The sequence below is a fragment of the Arthrobacter sp. THG-b23 genome, assembly GCF_059091265.1.
Map to the genome: position 1 here is coordinate 676,898 of NZ_JBNHGM010000001.1, position 16,131 is coordinate 693,028.

Genomic DNA, 16,131 nt, shown 5'->3' on the forward strand with positions numbered 1-16,131 from the left:
GCTCTGGATATCACCCTCGTATCAAGCAGGATCACAGGTGGCCCCTTGACTGGACTTGAAGGTAGGGACGGTTTGAGCAGTAGGCGTTAGGGCGCGGATCCCCTGCCACAGCAGGGGAGAAATGCGGTAAGAGCGAAGAAACTCACAGCGACAGAAAGAGGTTGAAGAATGGTAAGCATGGAAATCGGAATCATAGGAGCCGGCTACATCGGGGGAACACTCGCAAGGAAGCTTGCATCTGTCGGACACCGCGTCCGGATCGCAAACTCGAAGTCACCCTCGACCCTCACAGACTTCGAGGGTGAGGACAACATCACACCGATGTGGGCGGCAGAGGCCGCCCGGGGCGCCGATGTCGCGATCCTCAGCGTTCCGCAAAACGCGATCGGGAAGTTCCCGGAGAACGTCCTGTCCGCCCTCTCATCGGTTCCGATCGTGATCGACACCGGCAACTACTACCCGGTCCGGGACGGAATCATTGACGACATCGAACAGGGCATAACCGACAGCGAGTGGGTTGCGTCCCGTCTGGAGCGGCCGGTGTTTAAGGTGTTCAACAACATCGCCGCCCCGAGTTTGAAGCACAAAGGAACGGCCGGTACCGGCCAACGTCTCGGACTGACCGTCGCCGGACCGGCCACACAGGACAAACGGAAGGTGTTCGCGTTGGTCGACCAGATCGGTTTCGATCCCGTCGACGGGGGCGAGCTGGAGCAGTCCTGGCGCCTACAACCCGGCACCCCGACGTACTGTAAGGACATGACCGCCGACCAGTTGCGGGCGGGGCTGGCCAAGACCACCCGGACAGACATCGGAAAATACCACAAGCTCCGGGATCAGTTGCAGGATTTTGACGCCGCGGCAGAACGTCAGCGCGCATTAATGTAGGTCTTGCTAAATACCTGACCGCCACCCCGCTGCCCAGGGCGCGCGCCGAGCGTGTGCCGGGCAGCGGGGTGCCGCACGTTAGACAAGGCAGTTAATCACCTTCTGAACGACGGGAGGCTCCGCACGCGCACTCATTCAAACTGGAGCCCAAATTTGGGCGGGTCAGATACGGCTGCTGTGTCGCGCAAGGCGGTCCGTCAATGCGACATGGTGCGGCCGTGAACCGCTGGTCCGATGCGGTGCTTCGGATTGCCGCGCGTGATCTCTCACGACCAAAATAATTCCTCGCCAGCACCCAGGGCCCAGTTACGGGCGCACGCCACGTCGTCCCTGATCTGGGTTACCAGTTCATCGGTTCCCTGGAATCTGCGCTGGGGGCGGATATAAACGTGCAGACTCACCATAACGATGCGATCGTACAAGTCGCCGGTGTAGTCCAGAAGGTGAGCTTCCAGCAGTCGCGTTCCTTGGCGGTAATACGTCGGGCGGCACCCCACTGAGACAGCGGCAGCATATGTCTCGCCTAGCCCTTCCGGCCCAAGGGAGACAGTGCCCGCCCAGACACCGTCCCGGATCTTCGCGTCCAGCACGGAAATGTTGGCCGTGGGATAACCAAGCTCCCGGCCACGGGCATCACCATGCTCAACTACGCCTTCAAGCCGGAAGGCGCCGCTGTTTCGGGCGCCGGCTTTGGTCATAACTTTCATTGGCTCACTCACTGATCTTGGCAGGTTTGGTTATAGTTCGGCCTAGTGGCATGCCGGGAGGGTTGCGGGCTGTGACCGGTTGCCTCGAGTACGTTGTCCAGCCAGCTGACCCGGTTGGCAAAGCGCTTCACCTTATGCGGGGCGGTCCACCGGTAAGAATCGTGTTCCAGGTCGATTTTCAACCGCCGCCGAGAGGTGCGGGCAGTGAACGTGTGCACAAGCCATGGGGATCCGGAGCCGTCAAGGACCACCAGGTCCGGTCCCTGACGTAGGTCCAGGAGGTCTTTGGTTTGCAGGCCCGCTTCTTCAAAAAGCTCTTCAAAAGCCTGCTGTTCAGGCGTTGCCCCGGCCTCCACAAATCCGGTAACGCAGTGCCAACGACCGCTGTCGTGGCCAAGGCTGCGGCTCCTTCTGAACAGGGCAATCTTGCCCCGCCACTCGACCACCGCAGCGATGACCACGTGATCCGGTGTGATCTCAGGTGCAGCATCAGAGGGAAACCTGACGCTAGGAGATGGATTGGTTGTGCTCATTATCCTGTCCTAACAACTTGCCCCTGGGTCGGGCACTTCTTTCCTTGGCTACCGCTGGCGACAACGGCCAAGCCGTCAGCAGCCGCAAAGTTCACGTCAAGTCAGCGCACCCGCGGTTCTCCGAAGGAAAACGCCGCTCGATAGAGCGGTAATCGTGCGCATACGAGAGCGTGCCGCTCCGAAGGGACTAAAACCACCTTCTCTTAGCGATGCCCCACAGCGTCGAGCTGGCCCGCCGGGAACGCGAAGGCGGACAGCGCCGGCAACGTTCACGACAATCCACCCCCGCCTCGCCGGCGCTGGCGCCATCGGCACGAATTTTTATACCAGCGCAGCAGCGCGGAGGTATTGACCCTTGAAGAAGAGGAGGGGGTCGGCGTCACCTCGGGCCTCCATGGCCCTGACTTGGCCCAGGACGATCGTGTGATCGCCTCCGTCATACTCCTCGAACAGTTCACAGTCGACCCAAGCCAGCGCGTTATCCAGGATCGGATTGCCCAGCGGGGACATTGAATGGCAGACGCCTTCGAATTTGTCCGTTCCGGACCGGGCAAACTGACCGGACAGTTCCCGGTGCTCTTCAGGGAGAACGTTGATGCAGAATTTCCTGGTTTCTCGGATTGCCGGCCAAGTGGTTGATGACCGGGCAGGACTGAAAGTGACCAAGGCCGGTTCCAGCGAGAGGGAGGCAAAGGACTGGCATGTGAAGCCGATTGGCCCGTTGCCAGTGGATGCTGTAATGATGGTCAATCCCGAAGCGAAATGTCCTAGGACCTCGCGCATCCGCTTCGGACTGACGTCTAGCGTGGTGGTGTTGTTCATATCCGTTCCTTCCATTGTGATCGAGGCAAGCTGTTCCAGGGGTTATGGAGCAGCAGTCCGCCGTTACGGGAGGGTCGAAGCTGCCTGCCGCCGCTCCACGCGTTGCGGCAGGCAGCCCTGCCCCCTAGCTGGTGAGGACCTGGGACGGCCGCAGGTGTGCCGCAGGGTGCCTACCGTTCAGACGCGAACCGCTGGCAGCCTCCGTTCCGGCAAACATTTTCTGGCGCAAAGTTCCGGGAGAGTACTGGCTCTGCATGAGCCCCCGGCTCTGCAACTCAGGCACAGCGTGCTCAAGGAATTCGTACGTCTCATTTGGTCCGGTGATCATGGTGACGTTGATGCCGTCGACGCCAGCGTCCTTCCACGCCTGAACTTCGTCTGCGATCTGCTCGGGCGTACCCACTGCGCGAGAGGTCGTCATCGCCATGACCACCTCGCGGAACGTCCAACTCTTATCGGGAGCCGCTTCGGCTAGCGCTTTGAACTGGCCCTGAAGGGAGTTTGTCTCAAAGTTGCCCACGGGCTTGTCGAGATCGATCGCCGAGAGGTCGGTGCCCATCGTGGAACTTGCGAAGACGAGATTCGCCTCGCTGCTCAGGTACTCGTCAGCCTCAGCACTCTTGCGCTTGGCTTCCTCTTCCGTCGATCCAACAATGAAGTTGCGGTGCACGAAGAAAAGGATGTCGCCGGTGCGTCGACCAGCGGCCTCGAGGCGGCGGTTCACGTCGGCAATAACCTCAGCGGCTCCGCGCGGATTATGCGCGGCAATAAACATCGCCTCAGCATTGCGGGACGCAAACTTCCGCCCGTCGTTTGACGAGCCTGCCTGGAACAGGAATGGGACGCGCTGAGGGGATGGCTCGAGCGTGTGGATACCGGGCACGTTAAAGTACTTGCCCGTGTGGTTGATCGTGTGAACCTTCTCGGCGTCTGCGTAGACCCGGCGCTCCAGGTCACGCACGACAGCGTCGTCCTCCCACGACCCCTCAAGCAACTTGTAAAGGACCTGGAGATATTCCTCGGCCTGCTCGTAGCGTTCAGAGTGCGCCGCGACGTTGCCGCGTCCCAGGTTCGCCCAAGCCGATGGCTGAAAGGATGTCACGATGTTCCAGGCGATGCGTCCACGCGTCAAATGGTCGAGGGTGGACAACCGACGAGCGAACGCGTACGGGTGATCCTGGATCACGTTGGCACTGAAGGCGAAGCCGAGGTCCGACGTCGAGCTTGCAAGCGCTGCGGTCAGTGACAAAGGGTCTCCGAGCGGGAACTGCATCGCTTCGCGAACCGCCGTCGCATACGACCCTTGGTAAATGTCATGAACACTGCTGTGGTCGGCCCAGAAAATTGCATCGAACTTCGCGCTTTCTAGCGCCTGAGCCAGGCTAATCCAGTGCTCGAGGTTGAGGTAGTCGAAGTCTCGAGCTTTTGGATGGGTCCACATGGCCCCCGGTGGCCCAGCAGGAGCGAAGCTCGTGAAGTGTGTGAAACGCATACGGCCGGGTTTGTGGTCAGTCATCGACTTCTCCTTTGTCAGCTTGTGCATTCATGGGCTCGCGCATGAGCGGCGCCCGGCCGCTGATCCGTTGGGACGATCCTGTCCATTTCAGCGGCGTCAGTATTGAGCTTCACCGGGCCATGTGATTCCAACGTGATCGTGAGGCGAGTCACAGATCACGCATGGATCACGGTGGGTGGCGATGCTGATTACACCAGGCACCCCACCGGGCGAGGGTTGGTCGTCTGCTGCTAGCGGATCCGCCGGCCGGCGGGAGCCCGCGGGTCGCCTACCACCGGTACCCCCTTCCGCACGGCTTAGCGCACCGCCACGGGAGGTCACATGACAACTAAAAGACGCCAAAGGAGACGCCACATGCCACGTATGAACGCACGGCAGAAGTTCGACCAGATGGTGGAAATACGCCGGCCACCCGCCGGCGTATTTGTCATGTCAATCGATCCAGCGATCACGGCAGCCGCTGCGACGACAGGGATCGACTTTGTAATAATCGACCGCGAGCACGGACCCAACGACACCGTCGCAACGGCGAACCATATCCGGGCCGCCGAAGCGAACGGAATCACGCCAATTGTGCGCGTGCTAACAAACGATCCGGCACAGATACAGGCGACTCTCGATGTCGGTGCGCATGGGATCGTCGTGCCGAAGATCGGCACGGCCGCACAGGCCCAAGCAGCGCTGCGAGCCACGCAATACACGCCCGGAGGCCGCGGCATGTGCCCGACTGTTGAGGGTGCAAGGTGGGCGGTCGGCGATCAGTGGTATGAGCATCGCTCAGCATCGAACGCGAATGTGCTCCTTATTCCGCTGATTGAAACTAAGGAAGGTGTCGACAACCTTGCCGAGATCGTCGCTGTTGACGGGATCGACTACGTCTTCTTCGGCCTCGCTGACTTGTCGCAGGACCTGGATCTTCCGGGCGGCATGTTCAATCCGGCTTCGGCAGCCGAGCTGGTAGGCATCTGGAACCAGAGTGTCGAGGTCGTGCATGGAGCCGGCAAGAAGATCGGAGCTCCAATCGGATACGGCTTCGAGGGCGGAGACTTCGGGACGATCGAGAATGACTTTAACTTGTTGGTCACGCAGTTGCGTACCCAACTCAGTCGAGCACGTGAGAACGTACACGTCTCGCAGGTCTCCGCCTGAACCACAGCGTTGCTCAATGCCTGTTATTCAATCCACTACAAAGGGAAAACATGGAACACACCACCTGGACAATCGGCGACGTCACTGTAACGAAGCTCGCCGAGATGGTCTCGCCTCTCAAGGCCGAAGTCTTGTTCCCCGGCTCAAGCACGGCACTGGTTCGCGAGAACCGCGACTGGTTATACCCTGACTTCATCGACGACGAAGACCAGCTTCTCCTCGCCGTCCAGTCCTTACTTGTCTCTGCAGACGGCAAGCGAATCGTGGTTGATACCGGCATGGGCAGCCAACTACCCGATGCAGACTTATCAGGCACGGACTACATCGACGCTCTCACGAGCGCGGGTTTCCCACCGGAAAGTGTGGACTACGTCGTCTGCACGCATCTCCACATCGATCATGTTGGGCGTAACACCGTGAAACGCGACGGCATATGGGTACCAACTTTCCCCAACGCGCGGTACGTTTTCCCGTCGGAGGCGGTCGCCGCCTGGCACGAACACGAGCCGTTCGAGGCACAGTCAGAAGGTGCGGCGCACACCATCCAACCGCTGATTGATGCTGGCGTCGTGGATCAGGTTGGCACCGACCACCAGCTCACTGAATCCATCAAATTCATGGCGACACCTGGTCATACCCGCGGGCACATCTCACTCAAGATCAAATCCGGGACCCAGGAGGCTATCATTACCGGGGATGCAACACACCATCCGATCCAATGGATTCAGCCTAGTTGGGGTCAGGTGTCGGACGTCGACGTCGAGCGTTCGACCGCCACGCGGCGCAGTCTGATGGAGCAGTACTCCGATTCTGACGTGCTGATCATCGGAACACACTACCCTGCCTTCACCGCCGGCTACCTGGTTACTGCTCCAGATGGCAGAGCTCGCTTCGTCGCCGACCGGGGGTAAGCGTCTCCCGGAAAACAACGTTTTCCCACCTAGCGCGGGTATCCGTCGAGTCGAGGCCTCGACGGATACCCGAAGAAGAAGACCTAGATCGCACTATGAAGTCTGTGAGTAAATCATCCACGCCGCCTGGGGATCCGGCGTCTGCGGTTCCAAAGCCGCCTTCTATGATTCGGCGGAAAATCTCCCCACCAGAACTACCCGCGGAGTTCTGGTCGAGGCAACGGCTTGAGAAGCACCTCGCCGCAGTCATACGGGCACACAATCTGACGCTTCTCTCGGCAGCAGGCGGGTCAGGCAAGTCGGTCGCTGTCGTTTCCGCCTCCAAACTGCTCGGTTGGCCTGTTGCATGGATACGACTCGACACCACCGACCGGTCGCCAGGGCGCTTCCTCGCCTATCTCGACGCCGCTGTCGCTGCACTCCAGTCTGACCGAAACGGAACCGAGGCGAGTGTGCTCATGTCTCAACTGCCTCCCGGAGAAGTGGCCGGCCTGATCGCCGAGTCCCTTGACGACCGCGAGCTCCTATTCGTCTTCGACAACTATGAAGCGGTCACCCAGTCTGAATCGACTCTTCAAGCCATCGCCTCCTTCATTCGATATCTACCGGCCCGATCCCGATTGGTTCTGATCAGCCGCAGTCCGATCGATCCGAGCGCACTCGAGTTTTCAGCGTCGGTTTCTGTCGCACGTGTCAAACCTGCAGCCTTCGCGCTGACGCCCGACGACGCGGCAGAAATCCTCACCCGGCACGGCCGATCAACCGCTAACCTCGTGGAACGACTACAGTCGGTCGATGGCTGGCTCGCAGGTGTCGTCTTCGGTCCTGACCAGGCGGATTCATCAGGTCCTGAGGAGAGGCAACACATGCACGAGCTGCTATATCAGCAGCTCCTCGATGGTCTGAACCCAACAGATAAAGACTTCTTGGTACGAAGTTCCGTCCTTCCAGAGGTCAACGTCGAGAAGGCGCTCACGCTTGGTCTTCAGGACGCACAGGCTCGACTCATCAGCCTCCGCAATTATCACCTTCCGTCGTCGTGGAGCCGTACTTCGTTGTCCGTCCGAATGCACTCCTCATTGCGCGATCAGCTCGAGAGAGAGTTCCTTCAACTCCATCCGGACGAGCAGAGTGACATCAACCGTCGTCATGCGCACATTCTCATCCAAGATGGCGACCATGAAGGCGCAGTCGCTAAATACCTGCTTGCAGGGGATCGCAGGTCGGCATTCGCATCAGCGCGGCGGGCCATCACACACGTCATCGATCGAGGAGACCTAGAACTCGCACACTCGTGGATCGCCGAGTTCGAAGCCGAAGAATCAGAGCAACGGCCGACCGAATTCACACTCGCGCGACTTTCCATGCTGGTAGCCAAGGATCACGTATCGGAGGCAATTGTTCTTGCCGAGGATGTTACGAAGAACCTAGGCATGGATGCGTTCCCCGACCCGATGCGGGCCGCAGAGATGCTCGGCTGGTTGTACATGCGGGTCGGCAAGATAGAAGATTTTCAGCGCACGATACGCATGGCCGCGTCCTCGCGTGGCCTCGAAGCCCTCCGCTACGGAGAATCACTCATGATGCCGGGCCGACCAAAACCACGACCGGCCGCCTCCGGCACACCACTTGACGTACTCACATTTCAATGTGACTACTTTCTCGGCCGTCTCGACAGTCTTATACCCAGACCCGACTCATGGGTCGCCGAAGTGATCATTGCACCCTTCAGAATTGCGGCTCTCCGAGTGCAAGGGCGCACGCAGGCGGCCTTGGACACTTATCGCACTTACTCCTCGAGTTTCGGCCAAACACAGTTGTTGACTTTGGCAGCCCCCGAGGTGCTTGCGGATGCGGGGCTCATAGACGAGGCGCAAGAGACTGCACACCGCGGGTACGAGACAGCGCTCGAGGCAGGAGATTCTTTCCACATGGTCGTAGCAGCGATCGTGCAAGCCAAGATCGCCCTCCGCCACTATCGCAACCCTCAACTCGCCCTCACCTTCCTCGCCCGCTGTGATTCCCAGCCCGTGTACGCGCTGCTGAAAGAGCTCGCCGACCTCTGGCGGGGGCACGCTCTGCTGTTACAAGGCGACGACCATGCTGCATTGGCACTGTTGCGACGTGTAGTGGACTCGATGGTTGAGAATGACCACCGACTCGAGCTTTCGACAGCGGCCGTGTACCTGTCCGAAGCAGAATGGCGGGGAGGAAACACCGACGAGGCAGATTCTGCTGCTGACCTCGCTATGCAGGCGGCTGCACAACTTGGTACCAATCACCTGCTCATGCAGGCGCTGGCGGATTTTCCGGCCGTTGCAGCTCGTAGGCTAGACGCTGAGAGCGAGCTCGACACCGAGTGGCACCACCTGGTTCGCCCCCTACTGGACGGCCCGTACGTCACCGTCTCGTCGCCCCACCCCACCGCCGTGCTGTTAGACATGGGCCAGCCAGCCTTGAGGGTAAACGGAAAGACCGCAACCGTGCGTCTCGCCAAAACCTACGAGCTTCTCGCCTACCTGCTAGAGCAACCGAATATTCGGGCCTCCAGGTCACAGTTGCTCATGTCGATCTTTGACGGTGACACCCCGCAGGCGCGCACATACTTACGGCAGTTGCTGAAGTGGTTGCGTCAAATCCTGCCCCCTGACGGATTCGTTGTGGAGAGCGAGTCCATTAGCATCAATCCCTCCGTCGTGGTCTTGAGCGAGTCCCGCCGGATGGAACGCCTCGCAATTGAAGCTTCCCGCCTGCGTGGTGCCAACCGGATCAATGCTCTGAGGGAAAGCCTGTCTATCGCCGGTGGGGGCGCCTACCTTCAAGGAATCGAATCTGACTGGACAGTGCAACGGAGGAACCATCTTGCATTCATCGAGTCGCAGGCGCGCTTCACCCTCGCTCAAGCGCTGGTCGACACCAATAACCTTATAGAGGCTCATGCCCTGCTCAAAGGAGCTCTCACAAGCGAACCGCTACATGAATCGGGATGGCGCTCATTGATGAGGATTCACCATCAGTTCCACGACCGCGATGGTCTCATTCAGGCCTACCGGCAGTGCATCAAAGCGCTATCACGGGAAGGACTAGAGCCTTCCGGCGGCACCCACCGTCTGTTTGAGTCGCTCTCGTCCACATGGTGACGAATGCCTTCGATAATGCCGGGACGGGAACACCCATCGGATTTGCCGGTCCTCCACCCCGACAAGAATGAGCGCAACAACTTTTGCGCATCTTGCATGCCGGCCACAGCTTGCTTCCACAAGAGCCCGGCCCCTAGACCTCACCGCCGTCCCGCAAGCCGGTCCTTCACCGCGACACTTACGCACCGCTCCCCTGCCGGGAAAATCCCATACAAGTACTGGCTTCTTAGATTCGCGTATACCCCGCCCGCAAAAAACCCGCCGGGGTGCCCCTTATGGGTCACCAACTTCAGTCGGTCTGGCGTTTCTCGGTATGCGACATGAGATTGCACCTTATTTTTCTCCAGTTCAGCGGCCAGCTGCGATGCCTAGGACAGGTGGCCGCGCGAGCTGGCTGACTTGGCAATCCTGTTAGCCCACTTTGCCTATATGATGCTGGGTGGTCCCAAGCATTTTAAGGAGTCGCCCGACCAGTGACTCGACCGCATCATTGGGTGAGGTTTCCAGCGCATCGGCACTGACCGTGATCGTGCGTGAGTAAACATCACTGGGCATGGTCTTAGGAGGTTCGAAACTGCTCCAGTCGTCCATCATCATGTGTGACCGTAGACCCTTGACACCATTGATCCGCAGGCCAAGAGTCCACAGGGAACGGTATCCATAACGTTCACTAAGAGTGCTTGTCCAGAAGGTCAACCGCTGAGCATATGCCACCGCCAGCCCATCACAGATGAACGACTCTTCAGGGGTCCACTTGGTGGTGCCGTGTCCTATCAGAATGCGAATCCCTCCCGAATCCAACAATTGGACGTCGAGAATTGATTTTTCGTCGAAACCGGGCGGCCTCGGCACCAGGGAGGCACCGTCAGCGTCACTATTCATCATCGAGATGCCGAGTTCCCGATGCTTGATTGTTGTGGCGTACCGAGGCGTGGGGTAGAAATCGATCAGGTTCGGCTTGCATTTGTTATGACCAGAAACTAGGAATTTGAGGAGGGCTTCGTTGTCGTCCATAAACTGCTCCACGAGCGTGCCGTTGACTGGCATCAACGGTTCGGCGATGAGATATATATGCCCGTACTCGCGTTCGCCGGGAGGAATGGAATCACTCGCCTCGGCGATGTCCAGAAGTCTTATGCCGAGGTCGGCTTGCTCTTGGCGGCGCTGATGATGTCTCAGGACTTCGGCGTCTGATAACGCGTGTTTCGATGCGTCCCCTCGCCCGTAGTACTTGTTTCCTGTCATGTGCGGGGCGAGCGGTGACGGCGGGACCGTGACCACTACAAAACCTGTGCCATCACCTACCTGAATCACTCGGGTCGTTACCGGCAGTGGCGGCTCGATGGCGTTCCGGGAGATGCCATCCATACGTTCAGCCATTCCCTCGACGGCGAGAGGCTTGGGAACGAGCCGCTTGGATCCGTTGCCCTCCTTTACCTCCGCGATGCCGATGATGAACATTCCCCCGTCGATGGCGAAACTGGCCAGTGTCTGGGCAATTTGTTCGTTTCGTGCCTGTTCCTTGACTTCAACGTAATGCGACTCAGACAACGCTCCGCTTCGGATGCCCTCCACGATGTCTGCCTCGTTGGCGGGTTGCCACATCTTTGCCACTCTGCCCCCATTTGATTGTCTCGGGTAAAGGTGCAGCGAAAGCCGCCACCGATCCAATTTACGCTGGGTCGCCTGAAGGATGGCACTTCCTGTAGAGCTATGCGGGGTGTCCCACTTCCTAGAACCGGGACACTCGCGCGGGACACTCCCCCATCAGTTCGGAGCTTGAGGTCATTCATGCGCCACTGCGCCTACGCATCTGCGGACTTCTCCGCCCCGTCGACCGGCTCGATTTTGCGGTTCTAAGGACTTCACTGGATGTCTCGGACGCCACCCTGTCCAAGCACGTGAAGACGTTGGTCACATCTGGCTACGTTGTCTCCCACAAGGCAGCATCAGCGGACCGTGGCGACGCGCGACGAATCATGTGGCTCTCACTCTCTCCGACAGGAAGACGCGCATTCGACGCCCATGTACGGGCCCTCCAAGAGATTGCCGGCACAGCAATAATCTGATCTTGTCCCACTTAAGGCCCCGTTGGGCCTAATCGAGATTTTACCTGCCTGAGACGAATTGATAAGACAGGACAAGTCCTTGGCAATACCGCATCAAAGCAAGCCGTAGCCCAACTGCGGGCTCCGTCCTAACAAACGGTCCTTTGATGAGAGACGGGGGCAAAGCTAAGCCCCCACACTTGTCCCCAAACTTTGGGTTAGGCCGTGTCTTCAGACGATGCCGCATCGGGCATCAGAGCAGCCTTGACGATCCTTACTCGGTCCGAGGAGACAACGCCAAAAGCATGCTTCTCCAGGATCGCCAGAGCTAATGCCTTGACTCTATCCAACTGCGGTCCGTCAATTGCACGTTTGTTCCCGTGAACGAGTTTGCTTCGAATGCCGTAGAGCCGTCCGAGAGGCTGCTTTATGACTGGTTCACCTACACCAAGGATCTCGGCGAGGGTCCGCCGCAAGGGAGCAATGTTCGCGTTCTCACCCAACTCGAGCGATTCAAGCACGAGCCAGTAGGCGATAAATCTCATCACGGGGTCGGCCTGGGATTCAGCCACCCAGTACCACTGAGAGGCAACTCTTATCTGCTGACGAGCCTGGGCAGAAGCGCCCGTAAAGCGGTCTACCTTGGGTTTGAGTGCATGGAGGATTTCCGCCGCCTCCAATACTTTAAGAGTTGCTTGGGATTCGAGAGAAACCGTCCGGCCTCCCAGCAGTCGGTTCCAGTGCCAATCGCTGTGTACTTCACCAATTTCCTCAGTAATTAAGGGGCCAAGAACGCGTTCTCCGTACAGAAGGTCCAGCATCACAATCAAAGGCGAAACGGCGGCTCTTCCGGCGGCTACCATTTGTTCATATTGAGTCGGAACGTCGGCATCCAAGATGTATAGGAACTCCACGTAGTTCCCCACCGGAGTCTCACTCTGGTGTGCTTGAATGTTCACCTGGACGTTCTGCATGAACTCGTAGTCGAAGGCGTCGCCTTCATTCTTTAGCTTGCCCCACTCAGGCAACAGGAAATGCCCTGGTTGCCGGGCAGATAAGGTTCCTTCAAATACGGGTTCTCCCAGAACAACCGCATCGTTGCCGAAGACCAGTCGCAAGTTGCCCATCTCGATATTCAAGCGCGGGATGACCACGGTACGAATTGTCTTGTAGACGACTCGGTATCCGGGCGTGCCGCAGCCCGGAGGATGCTCTTCATCGGACATTTGCCAGCCCCCGAAGCTCAGAGGCGTAGGCGTCTCTGCCTGTGGTTCCCATGCAGCAATGAAGTCATCAAGTCCCTGGACGCGGTCATCAGGGATGGCCGCACTACGTCCACCCGTCCCTGTCACTCGTACGCCCGGGTCGCCGTTTTCCTGACTTACGTCCATTTAGCCCTACGTCCTCTGATCCGGCGCCGTTAGAAAACCGGCACTTCAGACGGTGCACCTACCCCGATGGCGGCCGACGGCGGCCGCGTGTGTGAGCCGCATCAATTGAGCGGTGCGCCGCGCGCCATGTCGAGTTGGGTGCCGTAGCGAATAACCTAACTGACAACATGCTCGAGCTGAACAAGGTTAAGGACGAAGCGCCGATAACAGCGCATATGTTCGTTGAGGGTGACCGCACGTCGGCCTTTTCTGCGTTCAGGAACGTGCCGGCTCTTATCGGTGCCAACGGGACCGCAGAGCCGCAAGAGGGATGCCATTCGGCACAGGGATGGTTGTTAGTTGGCGGGCAACAAGTCCAGGCGGCGGTGAGCTTGTCTTCCCCAAGCCCGAAGGCACCGTAGGGCGGGGTCCGGCGGGTGACCTGGGTGTGGCCCTCCGCTGCGCAGCGGCGGAATAATCAGGTACGGAACACAGCCGGAGACAGGACCGCACAGGCCAATGACGGCGGCACAGGAACAAACGGGCGAAAGCGGTGCTGGGAGGGCTAATTATCCGCCTTGGTGCCGGCACCGGCACTCGGGCAGGCCAGGCTTTGCCGCCCGTTCACCCGGGCGTGGCGGAACAGGGACCGGTCGGTCATACGGAAGTCCTAGCTTGAGTGGTTGCTTCCATCAGCAATCACCCTGGCGAAAGGATTCTGTATGTCTTCCCCTGTCTCCCGGCGTCGTCGTGCCCTGACGGGCGGCACCGCCCTGGCCCTGCTGGCACCGCTGGCGTTCTTCGGCGTGCAGATCGCTGCGGCGGATCCGCCGAAGCACTCCAGCGCGGAGGGCAGCCCGCCGGCCCATGCCACCGCCAAGGGTCGCGGGGACAAGCCCGTCGATGATGGGGTGGACCCCACGACGTACGTCGGCGGTCCCGAAGTCGTCACCAAGGGTGAGACCGGGGAGGACGTCCTGGATGGTGTGGTCTTCGATGACGCCAACCAGAACTCAATCCGGGATAAGGGCGAGAAGGGCATCTCGGGGGTGACGGTGTCCAACGGCCGCGAGGTGGTCCAGACCGATGCCAAGGGCCGCTACGAGCTGCCGGCGCAGGACAAGGACACCTTCTTCGTCACCAAGCCCGCCGGCTGGGACACCCCGGTCGATGAGAACAACATCGCGCAGTTCTCCTACACGCACGCCCCCCAAGGCACCACCGAGCAGGAGTTGCGCTTCGGCGGCCTGGAGCCCACCGGGGAACTGCCCGCCGAGGTGAACTTCCCGCTGACCAGGAATCCCTCCTCGGCCGGCGAGGACATTCGGTGCCTGGTGCTGGCCGATCCGCAGGCCTACTCCAACCAGGAGATTTCGCATGCGCGCAACGGTGCCCTGCGGGAAGCAGCGGCCTATGATGCCGCCGACTGCGGCGCCCTGTTGCTGGGCGATATCGCCGGCGATGACCTGGGCATGTACGACCGGGCGAAGGAGGCCCTGGGCCTGATGGGCATGCCTGTGCGCGCGATCCCCGGCAACCACGACTTGGACTTCGACGCCACGGACGCCCGATGGTCGTTCGATACCTACCGGCAGCACTGGGGACCGGAGAACTACTCCTATGATGTCGGCGAGGTACACGTGCTGGCGTTGAACAACGTGAAATACCCGTGCACGCCCGAGGACGACAACGCCGACGGCAAGCGGCCGGCCTGCGAGGACCCGGCCGGCGCCCCGGCGTACAACGGCCGCCTCGGGGAAGACACCCTGGCCTGGATCAAGAAGGATCTGGCCACCGTGCCCAAGGACAAGCGCGTCGTGGTCGCCACGCACATCCCGCTGGTGTCCCACTCCGGCGCCGACAGCGCCCAGCACCAGACCGACGACGTCCGTGCACTCTACGAACTCCTCGAAGGACGCGAGGCGTTGTCCCTGTCCGGTCATTCGCACTGGGTCGAGTCGATGGCCGAGGGAGATTCCCTCGGGGCGTGGGAGGAGGCCGTGGGGGTGAAGGCGGTGCCGTTCGACCACATCGTCGCCGGCGCCGTGTCAGGAGACTGGTACGCCGGGGACTACGACGTCGACGGCCAGCCGATGAGCTTCCAGGGCGACGGCGCGCTGCCGGGCTTCTGGACCTTCGACTTCTCCGGCACCGACTACCGGCACGCCTTCCACGCCACCGGCCGGGACGGCGACCAGATGGGCCTGGGCCTGAGCTCCCCGCACTACCGCCACTGGGCGCAGACCCTGATCGACTGGCGCGACGAACACCCCGTCACCTGGGAGAACAAGCACAAGGACGCGGTGCCTCCGCTCACCCTGGGTGATCTCGGGGATCAGAACATGGTTACCCGCGAGGACCTTGACGGGGGCACCTACCTGACCGCCAACGTCTGGGCGGGCACCACCGACTCCACCGTCACCGTCTCGATCGACGGTGCCGAACCCGTCACCGCGGAGATCACTCAGCCCGCGGCGGGTGAAGAGGTCCGGCGCGGCGTCGAGTGGTCCGACCCGTCGGCGCTGATCCGCCAGCTCACCAGCGCCCGGATGTCCTACCAGTCGACCTCGGGGAACCCGGAGGCCCAGGGCCTGCACCTGTACAACGGCCAGGTCTACGGACCCTCCGCACCGCGCCCGGTAGAAGGCAACCTCGCCGATGGGTCGCCGCACCTGTGGCGCATCCCGCTGTCGGCCGACCTCGAGAACGGCATGCACCTGGCCGAGGTGGTCTGGACCGACCGCTACGGCAACGGACACACCGAGACCCTCGCCTTCGAGATCGTCGACGAACGGCCACAGCAGAGCTTCCGGCTGGACACCTTCGGCGAGGACGTCGTGTGGTGATCCACGGTCCTCGGCCAGGCCGCCGGCAACACGGGCGGGAAGCGCTGCATCTGCCAGACTGATCAGGGCCCGATCAGGCTCGTGCAGGACCGCTAATCAACCTCAAGTACAGGCCGTAAGCGTCCCCGGCGTTCAGCCGGGGACGCTTCCGTTTTTGAGGCATCCTCTCGATGCGACGAGCGCCGGCGCCGGATTGGCGGC

General features: G+C 60.4%; 12 protein-coding genes. 6 read left to right on the plus strand and 6 right to left on the minus strand.

All coding sequences use genetic code 11. The annotated features are described in order from the left end of the window. Nucleotides 1–177 precede the first annotated feature (177 nt). Nucleotides 178–888 carry an NADPH-dependent F420 reductase gene (locus AC5RVD_RS03290; RefSeq protein WP_494125962.1) on the plus strand — a complete coding sequence of 237 codons (711 nt, stop codon included), beginning with the start codon at nucleotides 178–180 and terminating at the stop codon, nucleotides 886–888. A 266-nt stretch (nucleotides 889–1,154) separates the two neighbouring features. Here the strand turns inward: AC5RVD_RS03290 and AC5RVD_RS03295 are convergent, their stop codons facing one another. From AC5RVD_RS03295 to AC5RVD_RS03310, 4 genes are all read right to left on the minus strand, one after another. Beyond that, nucleotides 1,155–1,595, minus strand: a complete 441-nt coding sequence (locus AC5RVD_RS03295; RefSeq protein WP_494125963.1) for a riboflavin kinase — start codon at nucleotides 1,593–1,595, stop codon at nucleotides 1,155–1,157. An 8-nt stretch (nucleotides 1,596–1,603) separates the two neighbouring features. After that, a complete protein-coding gene (locus AC5RVD_RS03300) occupies nucleotides 1,604–2,128 on the minus strand; it encodes an NUDIX domain-containing protein (RefSeq protein ID WP_494125964.1) in 525 nt (174 codons plus the stop codon). A gap of 321 nt (nucleotides 2,129–2,449) precedes the next feature. Continuing rightward, on the minus strand, nucleotides 2,450–2,950 hold the full coding sequence (locus AC5RVD_RS03305; protein ID WP_494125965.1) for a flavin reductase family protein: 501 nt from the start codon (nucleotides 2,948–2,950) through the stop codon (nucleotides 2,450–2,452). Nucleotides 2,951–3,074: 124 nt separating this feature from the next. Continuing rightward, a complete protein-coding gene (locus AC5RVD_RS03310; protein ID WP_494125966.1) occupies nucleotides 3,075–4,466 on the minus strand; it encodes an NtaA/DmoA family FMN-dependent monooxygenase in 1,392 nt (463 codons plus the stop codon). Between the two features lie 354 nt (nucleotides 4,467–4,820). Between AC5RVD_RS03310 and AC5RVD_RS03315 the strand changes: the two genes are divergently transcribed. From AC5RVD_RS03315 to AC5RVD_RS03325, 3 genes are all read left to right on the plus strand, one after another. Next, nucleotides 4,821–5,615, plus strand: a complete 795-nt coding sequence (locus AC5RVD_RS03315; RefSeq protein ID WP_494125967.1) for an HpcH/HpaI aldolase family protein — start codon at nucleotides 4,821–4,823, stop codon at nucleotides 5,613–5,615. Between the two features lie 50 nt (nucleotides 5,616–5,665). Beyond that, nucleotides 5,666–6,526, plus strand: a complete 861-nt coding sequence (locus AC5RVD_RS03320) for an MBL fold metallo-hydrolase (RefSeq protein WP_494125968.1) — start codon at nucleotides 5,666–5,668, stop codon at nucleotides 6,524–6,526. 104 nt (nucleotides 6,527–6,630) lie between these two features. Further along, on the plus strand, nucleotides 6,631–9,666 hold the full coding sequence (locus AC5RVD_RS03325) for an AfsR/SARP family transcriptional regulator (protein WP_494125969.1): 3,036 nt from the start codon (nucleotides 6,631–6,633) through the stop codon (nucleotides 9,664–9,666). A 411-nt stretch (nucleotides 9,667–10,077) separates the two neighbouring features. Here the strand turns inward: AC5RVD_RS03325 and AC5RVD_RS03330 are convergent, their stop codons facing one another. Continuing rightward, the gene (locus AC5RVD_RS03330) at nucleotides 10,078–11,280 is read right to left on the minus strand and encodes an AlbA family DNA-binding domain-containing protein (protein ID WP_494125970.1); all 1,203 of its coding nucleotides are present in this window, start codon (nucleotides 11,278–11,280) and stop codon (nucleotides 10,078–10,080) included. 197 nt (nucleotides 11,281–11,477) lie between these two features. Between AC5RVD_RS03330 and AC5RVD_RS03335 the strand changes: the two genes are divergently transcribed. Beyond that, entirely contained in the window at nucleotides 11,478–11,735 is a 258-nt protein-coding gene (locus AC5RVD_RS03335) for a transcriptional regulator (protein WP_494126064.1), read from the plus strand. Nucleotides 11,736–11,932: 197 nt separating this feature from the next. Here the strand turns inward: AC5RVD_RS03335 and AC5RVD_RS03340 are convergent, their stop codons facing one another. Further along, complete coding sequence (locus AC5RVD_RS03340; protein WP_494125971.1) at nucleotides 11,933–13,105, minus strand: hypothetical protein; 1,173 nt, start codon at nucleotides 13,103–13,105, stop codon at nucleotides 11,933–11,935. 701 nt (nucleotides 13,106–13,806) lie between these two features. On the opposite strand from AC5RVD_RS03340, the gene AC5RVD_RS03345 reads away from it, so the two are divergent. Beyond that, nucleotides 13,807–15,930 carry a calcineurin-like phosphoesterase C-terminal domain-containing protein gene (locus AC5RVD_RS03345; RefSeq protein ID WP_494125972.1) on the plus strand — a complete coding sequence of 708 codons (2,124 nt, stop codon included), beginning with the start codon at nucleotides 13,807–13,809 and terminating at the stop codon, nucleotides 15,928–15,930. Nucleotides 15,931–16,131 lie beyond the last annotated feature (201 nt).

Coding starts and splice junctions, on each gene's coding strand:
- AC5RVD_RS03305 (WP_494125965.1), bottom strand. CDS start 2,950: ATGAACAACACCACCACGCTAGACGTCAGTCCGAAGCGGATGCGCGAG.
- AC5RVD_RS03310 (WP_494125966.1), bottom strand. CDS start 4,466: ATGACTGACCACAAACCCGGCCGTATGCGTTTCACACACTTCACGAGC.
- AC5RVD_RS03340 (WP_494125971.1), bottom strand. CDS start 13,105: ATGGACGTAAGTCAGGAAAACGGCGACCCGGGCGTACGAGTGACAGGG.
- AC5RVD_RS03295 (WP_494125963.1), bottom strand. CDS start 1,595: ATGAAAGTTATGACCAAAGCCGGCGCCCGAAACAGCGGCGCCTTCCGG.
- AC5RVD_RS03315 (WP_494125967.1), top strand. CDS start 4,821: ATGCCACGTATGAACGCACGGCAGAAGTTCGACCAGATGGTGGAAATA.
- AC5RVD_RS03320 (WP_494125968.1), top strand. CDS start 5,666: ATGGAACACACCACCTGGACAATCGGCGACGTCACTGTAACGAAGCTC.
- AC5RVD_RS03290 (WP_494125962.1), top strand. CDS start 178: ATGGAAATCGGAATCATAGGAGCCGGCTACATCGGGGGAACACTCGCA.
- AC5RVD_RS03345 (WP_494125972.1), top strand. CDS start 13,807: ATGTCTTCCCCTGTCTCCCGGCGTCGTCGTGCCCTGACGGGCGGCACC.
- AC5RVD_RS03300 (WP_494125964.1), bottom strand. CDS start 2,128: ATGAGCACAACCAATCCATCTCCTAGCGTCAGGTTTCCCTCTGATGCT.